The 16439-nt window shown below is 61.4% G+C and carries 13 protein-coding genes and 1 riboswitch; of the genes, 6 read left to right on the top strand and 7 right to left on the bottom strand.

What is annotated here, in order from left to right:
• Positions 1 to 107: 107 nt before the first annotated feature.
• On the bottom strand, positions 108 to 1997 hold the full coding sequence (gene thiC, locus CKW25_RS05140) for a phosphomethylpyrimidine synthase ThiC (RefSeq protein ID WP_095078115.1): 1890 nt from the start codon (positions 1995 to 1997) through the stop codon (positions 108 to 110).
• Positions 1998 to 2148: 151 nt separating this feature from the next.
• Positions 2149 to 2254, bottom strand: a riboswitch (TPP riboswitch).
• Between the two features lie 197 nt (positions 2255 to 2451).
• Here thiC and CKW25_RS05135 point away from each other — a divergent pair.
• Positions 2452 to 3885, top strand: coding sequence for a TolC family outer membrane protein (locus CKW25_RS05135; RefSeq protein WP_095078114.1), 1434 nt, complete (start codon positions 2452 to 2454; stop codon positions 3883 to 3885).
• A 121-nt stretch (positions 3886 to 4006) separates the two neighbouring features.
• Here CKW25_RS05135 and waaA read toward each other — a convergent pair whose 3' ends face one another.
• Positions 4007 to 5287, bottom strand: coding sequence for a lipid IV(A) 3-deoxy-D-manno-octulosonic acid transferase (waaA, locus tag CKW25_RS05130; protein WP_095078113.1), 1281 nt, complete (start codon positions 5285 to 5287; stop codon positions 4007 to 4009).
• Between the two features lie 23 nt (positions 5288 to 5310).
• Positions 5311 to 6201, bottom strand: coding sequence for a LysR family transcriptional regulator (locus tag CKW25_RS05125; RefSeq protein ID WP_095078112.1), 891 nt, complete (start codon positions 6199 to 6201; stop codon positions 5311 to 5313).
• Positions 6202 to 6304: 103 nt separating this feature from the next.
• Here CKW25_RS05125 and CKW25_RS05120 point away from each other — a divergent pair, with 103 nt between their 5' ends.
• From CKW25_RS05120 to CKW25_RS05105, 4 genes are all read left to right on the top strand, one after another.
• The gene (locus CKW25_RS05120) at positions 6305 to 6637 is read left to right on the top strand and encodes a multidrug efflux SMR transporter (protein WP_095078111.1); all 333 of its coding nucleotides are present in this window, start codon (positions 6305 to 6307) and stop codon (positions 6635 to 6637) included.
• Between the two features lie 138 nt (positions 6638 to 6775).
• Entirely contained in the window at positions 6776 to 7951 is a 1176-nt protein-coding gene (locus tag CKW25_RS05115) for an FAD-binding oxidoreductase (protein ID WP_095078110.1), read from the top strand.
• A complete protein-coding gene (locus tag CKW25_RS05110; RefSeq protein WP_095078109.1) occupies positions 7948 to 8760 on the top strand; it encodes an aldo/keto reductase in 813 nt (270 codons plus the stop codon). Before CKW25_RS05115 ends, CKW25_RS05110 begins: the two co-directional genes overlap by 4 nt.
• A gap of 43 nt (positions 8761 to 8803) precedes the next feature.
• Positions 8804 to 9769 (top strand): metal ABC transporter ATPase, encoded by a 966-nt coding sequence (locus CKW25_RS05105; RefSeq protein ID WP_095078108.1) that lies wholly within the window; start codon positions 8804 to 8806, stop codon positions 9767 to 9769.
• 156 nt (positions 9770 to 9925) lie between these two features.
• Here the strand turns inward: CKW25_RS05105 and hldE are convergent, their stop codons facing one another.
• The 3 genes from hldE to CKW25_RS05090 form a co-directional block, all read right to left on the bottom strand.
• Positions 9926 to 11347, bottom strand: a complete 1422-nt coding sequence (hldE, locus tag CKW25_RS05100; protein WP_095078107.1) for a bifunctional D-glycero-beta-D-manno-heptose-7-phosphate kinase/D-glycero-beta-D-manno-heptose 1-phosphate adenylyltransferase HldE — start codon at positions 11345 to 11347, stop codon at positions 9926 to 9928.
• A 235-nt stretch (positions 11348 to 11582) separates the two neighbouring features.
• Positions 11583 to 13391 (bottom strand): lipid A export permease/ATP-binding protein MsbA, encoded by a 1809-nt coding sequence (gene msbA / locus CKW25_RS05095; protein WP_095078106.1) that lies wholly within the window; start codon positions 13389 to 13391, stop codon positions 11583 to 11585.
• Positions 13392 to 13406: 15 nt separating this feature from the next.
• Positions 13407 to 14579, bottom strand: a complete 1173-nt coding sequence (locus tag CKW25_RS05090) for an O-antigen ligase (RefSeq protein WP_095078105.1) — start codon at positions 14577 to 14579, stop codon at positions 13407 to 13409.
• Between the two features lie 110 nt (positions 14580 to 14689).
• Between CKW25_RS05090 and CKW25_RS05085 the strand changes: the two genes are divergently transcribed.
• Entirely contained in the window at positions 14690 to 15295 is a 606-nt protein-coding gene (locus CKW25_RS05085; protein ID WP_095078104.1) for a toluene tolerance protein, read from the top strand.
• Here CKW25_RS05085 and CKW25_RS05080 read toward each other — a convergent pair.
• Positions 15281 to 16384 (bottom strand): glycosyltransferase, encoded by a 1104-nt coding sequence (locus CKW25_RS05080; protein WP_095078103.1) that lies wholly within the window; start codon positions 16382 to 16384, stop codon positions 15281 to 15283. The two genes, CKW25_RS05085 and CKW25_RS05080, sit on opposite strands and share 15 nt — an antisense overlap.
• Positions 16385 to 16439 lie beyond the last annotated feature (55 nt).

The following is a 16439-nucleotide window of genomic DNA, read 5'->3' as shown; positions in this document are numbered from 1 at the left end:
TTCTGACAGTCAGTTCGCGGTTTACGGATTTACGACTGCTGCGCAGCCGAACGGGAGCAAGCTCCCTCGCCACAACGGCTCCGGTGTTCCGGAACCATCAGGTCAGATCAAACCTTCTTGTACAGCTGACTGCCTTCCTGCTTGAAGCGCTCGGCCTGTTCCGCCAGGCCCCGGGCGACGTCCACGTCGACGGCATCGATCCGTTGGTTGGCCGCGTACTCGCGAACTTCCTGGGTGATCTTCATCGAGCAGAATTTCGGCCCGCACATGGAGCAGAAATGCGCGACCTTGGCCGAGTCCTTCGGCAGGGTTTCGTCGTGATACGAACGCGCGGTGTCAGGGTCCAGGCCCAGGTTGAACTGGTCTTCCCAACGGAATTCGAATCGCGCCTTGCTCAAGGCGTTGTCGCGAATCTGCGCCCCCGGATGCCCCTTGGCCAGGTCGGCGGCGTGCGCGGCAATCTTGTAGGTGATGATCCCGGTCTTCACGTCATCCTTGTTCGGCAGGCCCAAGTGCTCCTTGGGCGTGACGTAGCAGAGCATGGCGCAACCGAACCAGCCGATCATCGCCGCCCCGATACCGGAGGTGATGTGGTCGTAACCCGGAGCGATGTCGGTGGTCAGCGGGCCGAGGGTGTAGAACGGCGCCTCGTCGCAGCACTCCAGCTGCTTGTCCATGTTCTCCTTGATCAACTGCATCGGCACATGGCCAGGGCCTTCGATCATGCACTGCACGTCGTGCTTCCAGGCGATCTTGGTCAGCTCGCCGAGGGTTTCCAGCTCGCCGAACTGCGCTTCGTCGTTGGCATCGGCAATCGACCCCGGACGCAGGCCATCGCCCAGCGAGAAGCTGACGTCGTAGGCCTTCATGATTTCGCAGATTTCGTCGAAGTGGGTGTAGAGGAAGTTTTCTTTGTGGTGCGCCAGGCACCACTTGGCCATGATCGAACCGCCGCGGGAAACGATGCCGGTCACGCGCTTGGCGGTCAGCGGCACGTAACGCAGCAACACACCGGCGTGGATGGTGAAGTAGTCGACGCCCTGCTCGGCCTGCTCGATCAGCGTGTCGCGGAACAGCTCCCAGGTCAGGTCTTCGGCCACGCCATTGACCTTCTCCAGCGCCTGGTAGATCGGCACGGTACCGATCGGCACCGGCGAGTTGCGGATGATCCACTCGCGGGTTTCGTGAATGTGCTTGCCGGTGGACAGGTCCATGACCGTATCCGACCCCCAGCGAATGCCCCAGGTCAGTTTCGCCACTTCTTCTTCGATGGACGAACCCAGTGCGCTGTTGCCGATGTTGCCGTTGATCTTCACCAGGAAGTTACGGCCGATGATCATCGGTTCCAGTTCGACGTGGTTGATGTTGGCCGGGATGATCGCGCGACCACGAGCAATCTCCTCGCGCACGAATTCGGCGGTGATCTCTTTCGGGATGCTGGCGCCAAAGCTGTGGCCGGCGTGTTGCTGCTTCAGCAGACCCGCGGCACGGGCCTCTTGCAGCTTCATGTTCTCGCGGATGGCGACGTATTCCATCTCGGCGGTGATGATGCCTTTACGCGCATAGTGCATCTGGCTGACGTTGGCACCGGCCTTGGCCCGACGCGGGTTGTTCACATGGGCGAAGCGCAGCTTGGTCAGCTCGGCATCCGCCAGACGCTCCTGGCCGAAGTTCGAGCTCAGGCCAGGCAGACGCTCGGTGTCGCCACGGTCGTCGATCCACGCCGAACGCACATCGCCCAGACCTTTGCGCACGTCGATCACAACATTGGGATCGGTGTACGGGCCGGATGTGTCATACACGGTAACCGGCGCATTGATCTCGCCGCCGAAGTCAGTGGGGGTCACGTCCAGGGTAATTTCGCGCATGGGCACGCGAATGTCCGGGCGCGAACCCTGGACATAGATCTTTTGCGAGCGGGTAAAGGGCTGAACCGACTGCTCATCGACCTTGGCCGAGTCACTCAGGTTGGTCGCATTTTTTGGTTTTGTCGTCATCACGGGCTCTCCAGACAGCATCCAGGCAGTGGATTGTCGGAGCAGAACCTGAGAGGCACGGACGCACCAGGACTGGTGCTGTGCTTCGTCACGCACAGGAACGTTCGATTGTCGAACAATATCCCGGACGAAGCACAAGAGGACTCGCCGGGTGACGAGAAATCTTGTTCCCTACGCAGGCGCTAACCTGATCAGGTTCAACGGGATCCGAAATTATTCGATCTCAGCCTCATAGCAAGGCACCCCGACAAGAACCCGACCAGTCTAGACACAACCGGCAAAGAACGCCAACCCCTGTGTAAACAGCGTGATGAATGGCGCAATTGCCGCATTTGTAACAAGAACATGCACTACTGCACTCACAACCCCGCACGTTACCTTGACGCTGTAATGCTAGCGCCGTAAGTTTGGGCGCCTGAATTCTCGTCGTAATATCACTGCTAGGGATCGCCTCATGCTGCGAAAACTCTCACTGGCGCTCGCCGTGTCATGTGCGTCCAATGGAATGGTCTGGGCAGCGCAAGCATCCCTGGCGACCAACACCGACCTGGTGAGCGTCTATCAAGAGGCGGTCAACAACAACGCCGACCTGGCCGCAGCCCGCGCTCAATACGGCGCGCAAAAGGAAGTCGTGCCCCAGGCCCGCGCAGGCCTGCTGCCGAACCTGTCGGGTGGTGCAGAAATCGCCAACGTGCGCACCGACATCGACGCACCGTCGGCCATCGCCAACCGTAATGCTCACGTCTACCAGGCCACACTGGCCCAGCCACTGTTCCGCGCCGACCGCTGGTTCCAGTTCCAGGCGGCCAAGGACGTCAATGAACAGGCGGCACTGCAACTGTCGGCCACCGAGCAGAACCTGATCCTGCAAACCGCCGAGAACTACTTCAACGTACTGCGCACCCAGGACAACCTGGCGTCGACCAAAGCGGAAGAAGCCGCGTTCAAACGCCAACTGGACCAGTCCAACGAACGTTTCGATGTGGGCCTGTCGGACAAGACCGACGTGCTGCAATCGCAAGCCAGTTATGACACCGCCCGCGCCAACCGGATCCTGGCCCAGCTCCAGGTGGATGACGCGTTCGAAGCGCTGGTCACCCTGACCAACCGTGAGTACAACTCGATTCAGGGCATCGTCCACACCTTGCCGATCCTGCCGCCGGCGCCTAACGACGCCAAAGCCTGGGTCGACACCGCCGCGCAACAGAACCTCAACCTGTTGGCCAGCAACTACGCGGTGAACGCAGCCGAAGAAACCCTCAAGCAGCGCAAGGCCGGTCACGCGCCGACAGTCGACGCGGTGGCGCAGTACAAAAAAGGCGACAACGACGCACTGGGCTTCAGCAACCCGAGCGCCTTTGGCCAGCCGTACAGTGGCGACGTCTCGCAGACCTCAGTCGGCCTGCAGTTGAACATTCCGATCTACAGCGGCGGGCTGACCAGTTCCCAGGTGCGCCAATCCTATTCACAGCTGGAACAGAGCGAACAGCAACGCGAATCCCTGCGTCGACAAGTGGTGGAAAACACCCGTGACCTGCACCGCGCCGTCAATAGCGACGTCGAGCAGGTGCAGGCGCGCCGCCAGTCGATCATCTCCAACCAGAGCGCGGTGGAAGCCACGGAAATCGGTTATCAGGTGGGTACGCGCAATATCGTTGACGTGCTCGACGCCCAGCGTCAGCTGTACACCTCGGTGCGCAACTATAACAACAGCCGCTACGACTATATCCTCGACAACCTGCGCCTGAAACAGGCCGCTGGCACCTTAAGCCCCGGCGACCTGCAAGACCTCAAGCGCTACCTCAAGGCCGACTACAACCCGGACAAGGACTTCCTGCCACCGGACCTGGCCAAAGCCGCGGCAGAACAACTGAAAGCCCGCCCTTGAAGCGCCTGTTGCTCGCACTGGGCTGCGAAGCAGCCCTGAAGCCTGGCACCGCGCTGTAGCAGGTACTCCGCAATCACCCCGATGACGACCGGGAACCGCTCCCTCGCCACCGCTGTAACGCTCAGGCTTTGTCGATCAACCGCCCCAACCCATCGAGCAACCGCTGCAAGGCGCCCTGGTTGGCGCGCATTACGTTCAACCCTGCCTCCGCCATGCGCTGCGCATCCGTTGGCAGTTCGAACAACCGCTGCACGGCGACCGCCAACCCTTGGGCATCCTCTACTTCCTGCAAGGCATCGGCACTGCGCATCAACGCCGCGATCTCCAGGAAGTTGAACAGATGGGGGCCGCTGAGCACCGGTTTCGCCAGGGCCGCGGGCTCCAACAGGTTATGCCCGCCATTCGGCACCAGGCTGCCGCCGACAAACGCACTGTCCGCCAGCGCATAGAGAAACAGCAGTTCACCCATGGTGTCGCCGAGCAACACCGACGTATCAGCGTTGACCGCCATGTCGGTCGAGCGCCGGACCGTACTGAAACCCTGTTGCTGGCAAAGCTCGAACACCGAATTGAAACGCTCGGGGTGGCGCGGTACCAGAATCAGCAGCGCATCCGGGTGGCTGCCAAGCAATTGCCGGTGGGCGGCCAGCACCACCTCGTCTTCGCCTTCATGGGTACTCGCGGCGATCCACACCGGCCGCTCGACCGCCTGCCATTGCTCGCGCAACCGGGCGGCGCGCTGCAGCAATTGCGGGTCGATACTCAGGTCAAACTTGATCGAGCCGGTGACCTGCACCGTCTCTGGCCGTGCGCCGAGCTGCCGGAAACGCTCGGCTTCGGCCTCGGTTTGCACGGCAAACAGGCTCATCTCAGCCAGCATCGGCTGAGTCAGGCGACTGAAGCGGCCGTAGCCTCGGGCCGAGCGCTCTGAAAGCCGGGCATTGGCCAGCGCTACGGGAATCCCGCGCTTGGCGCACTGATGAATGTGGTTGGGCCATAACTCGGTTTCCATGATCACCGCCAGTCTGGGCTGGACCCTGTCGAGGAACCTGGCGGCCGCACAGGGCAAGTCGTAAGGCAGGTAGCAGTGCTGGATGCGCGGTTCATTGGCGAACATTGCGTGAATCCGTTCCGAACCGGTCGGGGTCATGCACGTCACGGTGATCGGAAGCTCTGGATAACGCTCCAGCAGTGCACGGATCATCGGCGCCGCGGCGATGCTCTCGCCCACCGATACCGCATGCACCCAGAGGCCACCCGGCTTCATCATCGGCAAGCCGAGGGAGAAGCGCTCACCGATGCGCTTGGCGTATGCCGGGGCCTTGCGCGAACGCAGCCACAGCCGAATCGCTACCAGTGGCAGCCCGAGGTAAAACAGCGCGGTATAGAGGGTTCTGTTCATGGCGCCGGAGTTTATCGGCTTTTTCAGTCGATCGCCTGCAAGTGCACGGCAAATCGTTCCGCCAGCCAGCGCGCCGCCGGCCCGAGTGTTTCATCACGCCGCCAGACCAACTCCACCACCAACGCCGGCGGGGTCCACTCGCTGACCAGTTCGACCATCTGCCCTTGATAGGCGGGGTACTGCACCACATGCCGGGGCAGCCAGCCCCAGCCCAGCCCCCGCATCACCCATTCGGCCAGCACGTAGAAGCTGTCGGCGCGCCAGACTTGCGGGCTGGCCTGCTCGCTGCCCGGGTAGACACTCGAATGGGTGGCCATCAGCAATTGCCGATGCTGGGCCATTTGCTGGCAATTGACCTGCCCGCCTACGGCCAGCGGGTGGCCGACGCCGCACACCGTGACCATCTCGACACTGCCCAGTACGCGACGCTCCAAGGCTTCGGGGATCTGCTCGTGATAGAACAACAGACCCAGGTCCGCCTGACGCTGCTCCAGTTTGCGCGCCACATCACCCTGCGCGGCGCTGGCCAGTTGCACTTCCAGGCTGGGAAATTGCTCGGCCAGGGCTTCGAGGCTGTCGAGCACTGGCTGATAGGGCATCGCCTCGTCCTGAGCCAGGCGCAAGCGCGCCTCTTGTCCGCGCATCAATGCCTGTGCCCGACCATTGAGGCGCTCGCACTGGCGCAACACCTCCCGCGCCTCCTCCAGCAATGCGCTACCGGCTTCGGTCAGCCGTGGCTGGCGCCCGCTGCTACGATCAAACAGGCTGACGCCGAGGTCGGCTTCAAGCAAGGCAATCGAACTGCTGACCGCCGACTGTGCCTTGCGCTGATCCCGGGCCACGGCGGAAAACGAACGTTGCTCGGCGACGCTGACGAACAAGCGCATCTGCTCCAGATTCCATTGAATACTCATGGCTCAACCCATCTTCAAATCAGATAGGTAATGACTTTACCCCATCTGAAGAAACCCTAAAATGCCGACCTCAGAAAGCAACGTTTCACACGAGGATTGACCCATGACCGCCTACTACTACCTGGCCATCGCCATCTGCGCCGAAGTGATCGCCACTGTTTCGATGAAAGCGGTCAAAGGTTTCAGCACTCCCCTGCCCCTGCTGCTGGTGATCTGCGGCTATGGCATCGCCTTCTGGATGTTGACACTGGTGGTGCGCAGCGTCCCCGTGGGCGTGGCTTATGCCGTCTGGGCCGGCATGGGCATTGTGATGGTCAGCGTCGCCGCACTGTTTATCTACGACCAGAAGCTGGATGTACCGGCGATACTGGGCATGGCGCTGATCGTGCTGGGCGTGGTGGTGATCCAGCTGTTCTCGAAAACGGCTGGGCACTAACCGACGCCACCCGCCTTTGTGGCGAGGGTGCTCACCCCTTGGCCACAGGTTTACCTGCCCCCCAGTTGATCAGCAACAAATCCACTCCTCATCGAGGCTGTATACTGCGCCTCTCGTCTTGAACACTGAGGTCTGCGCATGCCATCCGTTATTTCCACCGACGTGCTGATTGTCGGCGCTGGTGTTGCCGGCCTCTGGCTGAATGCACGCCTGCGTCGCCAGGGTTATTCGACCGTGCTGGTGGAAAGCGCCAGCCTCGGCGGCGGGCAAAGCGTCAAGTCCCAGGGGATCATCCACGGTGGTGCCAAGTACGCCCTGCACGGCGCACTGACCGGTGCCTCGGAAGCCATTGCCGACATGCCACGGCGCTGGCGTGACGCCCTGGCCGGCGACGGCGAACTGGACCTGACCGGAGTGCGCCTGCTCTCCGAGGCCCACTACCTCTGGTCGCCCGGCACCCTGGCCGGCAACCTCACCAGCTTCTTCGCCAGCAAGGCCGTGCGCGGCCGGGTCGACCAGGTCAAGGGCGAACAATTACCCCCTGCCCTGCAAGACAAGCGCTTCAAGGGCAAGGTCTATCGCCTGGCCGAACTGGTCATCGATGTACCGAGCCTGATCGCACGCCTGGCCGAACTGGCCGGCGACGGACTGCTGGCCGGGCAAAAGATCGAACCCTTGCTGGAAAACGGCGAACTGGTCGGCCTGCGGGTCGACGAGCGGGACATCCGTGCGCAGCGCATTGTCCTCAGTGCCGGCGCTGGTAATGCCGAATTGCTCGCGACCCTCGGCCTGAGCCAGCCGGCCATGCAAATTCGACCGCTGCACATGGTTCTGGTCAAAGGCCCGAGCCTCAAACCGCTGTACGCCCACTGCCTGGGCGGCGGGCCGAAGCCGCGCATCACTGTCACCACTCATCCGGCAGCCGACGGCCAATGGGTCTGGTACCTGGGGGGCGATATCGCCGAAGCCGAGGGTGTGGCGCGGGAGCCGGCGGCGCAGATCGCCGCCGCACAGAAGGAACTCGGCAACCTGTTGCCCTGGGTCGACCTCAGTCAGGCGCAGTGGACGACCTTGCGGGTCGATCGCGCCGAGCCGTTGCAATCGGGCCTGACCCGCCCGGACAATGCCTTTCTCGCCGAGCAGGATCGCCTGCTGGTAGGCTGGCCGACCAAACTCGCACTGGCGCCCGACTTCGCTGACCGGGTGATCACCGCGCTGCAACGCGACGCCATCCAGCCGAGCCACCCGGCGCCGTTGCCTGACCTGCCAAAACCGCCCATGGGTGTACCGGCCTGGGAGCAACTGCTGCCATGAGCCATGCCACTTTGCACGACCTGCACCGCCCGCTGGGTAGCACAGGGTTGATGGTGTCGCCGCTGGGCCTGGGGACGGTGAAACTTGGCCGCGATCAGGGGGTGAAATACCCCAACGGCTTCCAGATCCCGGACGATGACGAGGCGCGCGGCCTGCTCAAGCTGACCCGCGACCTGGGCATCAACCTGATCGACACCGCCCCGGCCTATGGCCGCAGTGAAGAGCGCCTCGGCCCGCTGTTGCGTGGCCAGCGTCATGACTGGGTGATTGTCAGCAAGGTCGGTGAAGAGTTCGTCGACGGTCAGTCCCGCCATGACTTCAGTGCCGCCCACACGCGGTTTTCAGTCGAACGCAGCCTGCAACGCCTGGAAACGGATTTTATCGACCTGGTGCTGGTGCATTCGGACGGCAATGACCTGGCCATTCTCAATGAAAGCGAGGTCTACCAGACCCTCGCCGAGCTCAAGCGCGAAGGCAAGATCCGTGGTTTCGGCTTTTCCGGCAAAACCGTCGACGGTGGCCTGAAGGCGCTGGAGCAGGGTGATTGCGCCATGATCACCTACAACCTCAACGAACAGGCCGAACGGCCGGTCATCGACTACGCTGCTGCCCACGGTAAAGCCATTCTGGTCAAGAAGGCCCTGGCCAGCGGTCACGTTTGCCTGAGCCCGGGCGTAGACCCGGTGCGTGCCAGCTTCGAGTTGTTGTTTGCACAACCCGGTGTTGCCAGTGCTATTGTCGGGACCATCAATCCGCTGCACCTGGCCCACAATGTGGCGACCGTTGCTCAAGTCCTGACCCGCCGTTGACTAGCCACCGAGGCGGCCGACCCCGACGCAAGAAGGAGCCGACATGCCACGCACACTGATCAGAAAGAACCCTAGTAACTTCAAGACACTGCCACTGTATGTCGAAGCGACGCCCGACGGCCTGAGCTACCAGAGTGTCGGGAGGCCGCTCAACTTCTCCCAGACCCTGCAGCGCCGACGTCCGGTGACGGTGGCCAATGCCGAGCACTTTGCCCTGGAACTGGCCAACCTCGGCGTGTCGGTACGCCTGACCCTGCGCTGGCAGAATCGCGATTACTGGGTGCTGGTGCGCCAGCGCCGCCAGGATCGGGGCGACGTGGTGCTGAAACTGATTTCCGGTTATGTGCCCGCTCACGAACTCAATCTGCCGCTGCACACAGCCATTCAGGAGATTGCCGAGGAGTGCCTGCTGGAAACCCCGGAAGGCTGGCTCGGCGGACGCTTCAATGACACTTGGTTACCGGCCCCCTATGCCACTGCGCTGCACTACCGGGAAGCCATGCCGTTTCGCCTGATGCCAGAATCCGGTGCCGCCCGCCCCGTACGCTGCGCCAACCTGCAATTGATCGAGCGCCCGCGCGCCTATGTGCACCTGCCTACCGCATCGCTGCAACTGATTTACGATTTGCGCCTGGAGGTCCCCAAGGAAGCCAAGTCCTTGAGCCTGTTCCACGTCGATGAGCGCCTGGAAGGTGATCAACTGGTCGCACGGCTGGACCGCAAGCGCCCGGACCTGTACCTGATGCCGCTTCAGGATGGCCAGCCGGTGCCTGAGCTCTACACCCTGAAAAAAGACCAGCTGTACCCCGCAAGCACACGCGGCCTGTACCTGGCGGAAAGTTTTGCCCGTCAGGAAGGCTGGCTGGTCAGGGATGAGCGGATTCGCTGGAAGGACTGGCTCAAGCAACAGGGCTTGAGTCAGCCGGACAAGCCTTCGGGCTTGAGCCGCCTGACCGGCAAGGCCAAACAGCTGCTGAAGAAGATCGTGCCGCACAAGGCGGCACGCTAACCCCCAGTGGCGAGGGAGCTTGCTCCCCTTGGCCAGTCCACGTTCGGGACGCAGCTGTCGTAGACCGTGCCGGGAGAGTACCTGGATCGATGCGGTGGAGGCTTCGGGGTTGGCGGGAGCAAGCGCCCTCGCCACGACAAACCCCTCACCATCGCGTCAGTTCTTGCGGATTTTCTCGACAATGGCGGTGGTCGAGCTGTTTTCCACCAGCCCCAACACCTTCACCGTGCCGCCGTAAGCGCTGACGATATCGGCGCCGACGACTTGGTCTATGCCGTAATCGCCGCCCTTGACCAGCACGTCCGGCTTGACCTGCGACAGCAGGTTTTCCGGTGTCCCTTCAGGGAAGCTGATCACCCAGTCCACCGCCCCCAGCCCCGCCAACACGGCCATGCGTCGGTCAACACTGTTGATCGGCCGCCCCGGGCCTTTCAAGCGGCTGACCGAGGCATCGTCGTTGACCGCCACGATCAACCGGTCGCCCTGCGCGCGCGCCTGCTCGAGGTAGGTCACGTGGCCGGCATGCAGGATGTCGAAGCATCCGTTGGTGAACACGATCGACTCGTTATGCGCGCGCGCATCGTCAATCGCCAGCAGCAACTGGTCGAGGCTCAGCACACCCCGCTCGGAACCCTCTTCACGCTGGATCGCACGACGCAGTTCCGGGGCACTGATGGCCGCCGTACCCAGTTTACCGACCACGATACCCGCAGCCAGGTTGGCCAGGGCCACCGCATGGGGCAATTCCTCACCGGCCGCAATCGCCGCGGCCAGGGTGGAAATCACCGTATCGCCGGCACCGGTGACGTCGAACACTTCACGGGCACGGGCCGGCAGGTGCAATGCCGGGTGATCGGGACGCAGCAAGGTCATGCCGTGCTCCCCACGGGTCACCAGCAACGCGCCGAGGTCCAGGTCGTGCATCAACTTCGCGCCCTTGTTCACCAGGTCGTGCTCGTCGACACAGCCACCGACGATGGTCTCGAACTCGCTGAGGTTCGGCGTGATCAGGCTGGCACCGCGGTAGATCGAAAAATCCTTGCCCTTCGGGTCGGCCAGCACCGGAATGCCACGGGCACGGGCGGCCTGAATCAGCACCTGATGGTTCCTCAGGGCGCCTTTGCCGTAGTCGGACAACACCAGCACCTTGATGCCTTCCAGCAGGCTGTCGACTTGCTCACCGAGCGCCAGCGCGTCGGTGGCGAAGGGTTCTTCGAAGTCGATACGCAGCAATTGCTGGTGACGACTCATGACCCGCAGCTTGACGATGGTCGGCTGGTGCGCAATGCGCTGGAACAACGCACGGACACCGGCGCCCTTAAGGCTGTTGGTCAGGCTGTCGGCGGCCTCGTCATCACCGGTCACACCGACCAGGGATGCCGGCGCACCGAGCGCGGCAATGTTCAAGGCAACGTTGGCGGCGCCGCCCGGGCGGTCTTCGATTTGCTCGACCTTGACCACTGGCACCGGCGCCTCAGGAGAAATCCGTGAGGTACCACCATGCCAGTAACGGTCGAGCATGACATCGCCGACCACCAAGACAGGGGCTTGATCGAATCGCGGCATGGACAACTTCATGGTGCAACCCACATACAAAATGAACAGGGGCGCGATATTAGCACAGGGTGAACGCTGCCTAGTTCGACAGCTTCATCCACTGTGAATCCGAGCGTTACATTGGTTATTTTTTAAACAGAATATGCAAATAGAGGGAGACTTTCAGGATGAGTCAGGGCACCCGAATGCAAGACGACGGGCGCATTGCACGCCCGCACGCTTCAGGGTGAACAACGTCCACCCCCACGGGTTTACATCAGGTGATGTCCACCGGAGCGGGCTCGTCCAGGCCCATGGCATGCAGACGGGAATAGTACCCGCCTTGCGCCAGCAGTTCGGCATGAGTGCCCCGCTCGACAATCTCACCGTGATCCATCACCAGGATCAGGTCCGCCTTTTCAATGGTCGACAGTCGGTGCGCAATCACCAGCGTGGTACGGCCCTTCATGACTTTATCCAGGGCAGCCTGGATATGCCGCTCGGACTCGGTGTCCAGTGCCGAGGTCGCCTCGTCGAGGATCAGCAACGGCGCGTTTTTCAACAATGCACGAGCGATCGCCAGGCGCTGACGCTGCCCGCCGGAGAGCAATACACCGTTCTCGCCGACTTCAGTATCCAGGCCTTGTGGCAGCTGGGAGATGAAGTCCATCGCGTAAGCGTCTTCAGCGGCTTTCTCGATGTCTGCACGCGGTGCGCCCGCCAGGTCGCCATAGGCGATGTTGTTGGCGACGGTGTCGTTGAACAGGGTCACGTGCTGTGTAACCTGCGCCACGTGCTTGCGCAGGTTACGCAGGCGATACTCTTCGATCTCCACGTCATCGAGCAGTATTTTCCCGCTCTCATGATGGTAGAAACGCGGGATCAGGCTGGCCAGCGTCGACTTGCCGCTGCCCGAACGACCGACCAACGCGATCATCTGCCCCGGTGCGGCCGTGAAGCTGATGTCCTTGAGTACTTCGCGATCGGTGCCCGGGTAAGTGAAGCTCAGCTTTTGCACATCCAGACGGCCGCTGACGCGTTCACGCTCGATCGTCCCGTTGTCGACTTCCGGCTCGACATCCAGTTGCTCAAAGATGCTCTCGGCGCCGGCCACGCCCTTTTGAATGGTCGAACTGACTTCCGACAATTGGCGAATCGGCTTGGGCAGCAAGCCCGCGGCAGTAATGTAGGCCACCAGATCACCGGCCGTCGCATCACCGCGCAGATACAGCACCAGGAACATCAACGACGCCATGGCGGTGTAGATCACCAACTGCAACGCAGGCGTGTAGATTGCGCTGGTCCGGGTCATGCGCAGCTGCTTGTTGGTATTGCTCTGGCTGGCGCGGGCAAAGCGTTGCTCTTCGTAGCTTTCACCACCAAAGCTGCGTACCACCCGATAGCCCTGAATGGTCTCGGACGCCACGTGCGTCACGTCCCCCATCGCTACCTGGATCCTCTTGCTTTGCTTGCGGAATTTCTTGCTGGTATTACCGACCATGAAGGAAATAATCGGCAGAATCGCCAGCATCACCAGGGTCAGCTTCCAGTTCATCCACAACAGGTAGGCAAACAGGAAGATGACTGTCAGGCCTTCACGAATCACTACCTTGATGGCATCCGTTGCCGCGCCGGTGACCATGGTCACGTTGAAGGTGATGCGCGAAATCAGATGCCCGGAATTGTGGGTATCGAAATAACGGTTAGGCAGCACCAGCAGCTTGTTGAACAGCTCTACCCGCAGGTCATGGACCAGCCCCAGGGAAACCTTGGCCAGGTAGTAGTTGCTCAGAAACGAGCCAAGCCCCTGCCACGCCGCGATCAGAATGATCAGCAGGGGCACGGCGACCAGCAGCTGCAAATCCTGCAGATAAGGCACATTGGGGAAGAGCACCGCTTCAGGGTCGCTCAAGCCGTCGACGAAATATTTGAGAATCCCCGCCAGCATTGGCTGAGTGGAAGCAAATATGACGAAGCCCACAATACTCAACAGGAAAATGCCGATGTAGGGTTTTACGTACCCCAACAGTCGAAAATAGATTTTCAGGCTTGAATCCTGTTCCGCTTTGGGCGGTGCTGCACTCATCGTAGAGCTCACTTCTTAGGTAGAACGCGGAATTTTATCACAGGCGTTGTACTTGGCCTGTGTCCATACCAAAATAGTGGCCAGGCCAACCGGTAGCCAACTGATGAACCATTCGGCCCGCGGCGTGCCACTGATACTGGCCGCATCGAATTGCATTGCCAGAAACGAGAACATCCAGATACCGATGACACCCCGCCCATAGAGCGTTTCGCGGGCTCGCCAGGCCTCACGCAATACCGCAAACCAGACCGCGCTCCACAGCAATAGCCCAGGCACCCCCAACTCGATGGCGATATGGGTGAACAAGTTGTGGGAGTGATCAAACTGCAAGCCTGCAGCCGACACCGAGTAGGCAGACCCCAGGCCCAGGCCACGCAACGGATGCTGCGCAATCATGTCCAGGCTGGCCATGAATATTTGTGGTCGGAACGACGCACCGCGAGCCATCACCAGTGGTTCGAGCAACCAGAAAGCCACCATCGTCAGCGCCAAAGCGGTCGCCGCGACGATGCGGCTCTGTCGGTCACGGCACCAGATCGGCATGGCGATGATCGTCAACAGCAAGGCCAGTGCAGCGCCGCGACTCTGGGAGAGCAGGACAAAACCCGCAAGCAACGCCAGCGCCACCGCCCAGCCCACCTGTACCCAGCGGTTGCGCGGCACCCAATGGGATAACCAGACAGCTGCCAGCCCCAGCACATACCCCCCCAGGATCGGGTGAGCCAGCTCTCCCAGCCCCACGAGGCGTGCCATCAGCGCATTGCCGTCGATCACATAGAACTTGATGGCCGCCAGCAACGCGGTCAACGCCAACCCCAGGCCGCCCCACTGCATGATGCGAATCACTCGCTCCGGACGGGCATTGGCCAGGAGCGGAAAGAACAACAGGAACACGATGATGTACAACGAGCGCTTGGCCCCCCGTGACGGATCCTCGTCATGGGTCCAGGTCAGCGTGAGCAAAGCCCATAACCCCAGCCCGAGCACACTCAGGCATAGCAGGCGCTGCCCTTGCCAGAGCTCCAGCAATCGGGCGCGCATCGACCAGGCAAAGAACAGTGTCGGCAGCCAGAGAAACGCAACCAGCCCCTGCTGATAGATCTTGTTGGTAGGCGCAAATGCAATAGCAAGCAAAAACCATAACAGGCCTGTCGCCATCCAAACCTGCGCCCAGCGCGTTTCCCGCATCTATCTACTCCCGCCAAATAATCCGACTGCCAACATGGCATGGTGAAAACAACAACTTTTCGGCATCATTGCTCGCCAATACGCCCCATATTTTCTACAAGGCTTACTCAATGCAATGCTCCCGGCTTCCCAATGCCGCTTTAAATCAATTGGTTGATGGCGCCAGAGTACTAGAAGCGGACAGCTTCGGCCCAAAAGTCTTCCTTTTGCCGGACGGGAACATCCTCAAGCTGTTTCGCCGCAAGCGACTGCTCTCCTCGGCACTGCTTCGCCCTTACTCCAAACGCTTCATCGACAATGCCGTGAGGCTGGAAAAGATAGGGATTCCAACCCTGCGGGCACTCCAGCTCCATCAACTGGAAACACCTGGCATGACCGCCGTACTCTACCGCCCCCTGCCAGGGGAAACGCTGCGCCAGATCGCGGAGAAAGACGGGTTCGAGTGGCAACAGTCGCTGCCTGCACTGACTGTGTTCATTCGCCAACTGCACAGCGCCGGGGTCTACTTCCGCTCCCTGCACCTGGGCAACATCGTGGTGACACCCGACAACCAGTACGGCCTGATCGATGTCGCCGACATGCGCTTCCTCCGCGGGCCGTTGCCGCACCATCTAGTCAAGCGCAACCTGCAGCACTTCGCGCGCTACATTGACCGAGAGAAGCTGAACAAGAGCTTTCCAATGCAGTCGCTGGAACAATCCCTACTGTCGGCATGACAGCAGGGTCCGGGCAGCCTGACAGAACTCCTGCCAGGCGCCGCCTGGAGAAAGTACAGCGAATTGGTCCTCTGCAACCTGCCCGGGAGCGACGTCGAAGGCCTGGATTAACGCCGCGCTCCAGGCATCCGGATCTTCTGTCGTGGCGTACCAACCCGCCTGCGCCAACTGTTCGCGAAACACCGCCAGCTCGCTGGTCAGGACCGGAACACCCGCCAGCACCGCCTCTTGCAGAATCAGGCCAAGGCCTTCTTCCAGCGACGGGATAGCCACCCAGTCGAAAGCCCGATACAGCGTTGCAGCATCATCCAGATGCCCCGGCATCGAAACCCTGTCACGCAAGCCCAGCCGGCTGATCTGCTCTTGCAACGCGGTACGCGCCTGACCTTCGCCGACGATCACCAGGTGCATCTGCGGACGCTGTACCAACGCCTTGGCAAAGGCATCGATCAAACACGCAAACCCCTTGTTACCCACCAGACGACCTACCGCCCCCACGACTGGCGTGTCATCGACGGGCAATTGCAGTCGGGCACGGGCCTGTTCGCGGGACAGCAGCCGGGAGCGGAAGGCCGTCGGGTCAAGCGCGCTGCGTAGCGTGACGACCGGGACCTGCAGATCCCTCTCAAGGGCGTCGGCCAAGGTTTGGGAGACCGCTGCGACGGTCAGTTGCGCAGGAGGGAGTTGGCGCAGCAAGGTACGATCTGCCGCCTTGATCCGGGTTTCCCCGTGAAAGAGCACCACTGCCCGCAGTTGCGGCAGTTTTTTCAGAACCGGCAACAACGCTCGGGCCGTGCCCAAGCCATCGAGCAACACTACCTGTACATCAGTGCCCTTGAGGGCCTGATAGAAACGCCGCTGCATCCATGGCTTGAACAGCGTCCAGACATGTTTGCCCTTGAGCTGGGCGGAGGAAAGGCGCCATTCGCGGGACTGGCCAATATCGGCGGAACAACCCCGCACATCACCCTTCAACAGCCAGGTATTGACCGCAGTGCCGGGATCCACCTGAGCCAGTATCTGCCGATGAACCTTGTGCACCGAGGCAAAGGCTGAACCACCGGACCACATGACATTGAGGATACTCATCGAGCGGGGAGCCCTTTTTCACATCGGCTTGCGACACTGCTGAGCCTCAACAATG

Source organism: Pseudomonas sp. Irchel s3h17, from assembly GCF_900187505.1.
In the GTDB taxonomy this organism is placed as follows: Bacteria; Pseudomonadota; Gammaproteobacteria; order Pseudomonadales; family Pseudomonadaceae; genus Aquipseudomonas.
The sequence above is the reverse complement of the archived record's forward strand: the minus strand, read 5'-3'. Positions and strand labels throughout refer to the sequence as shown.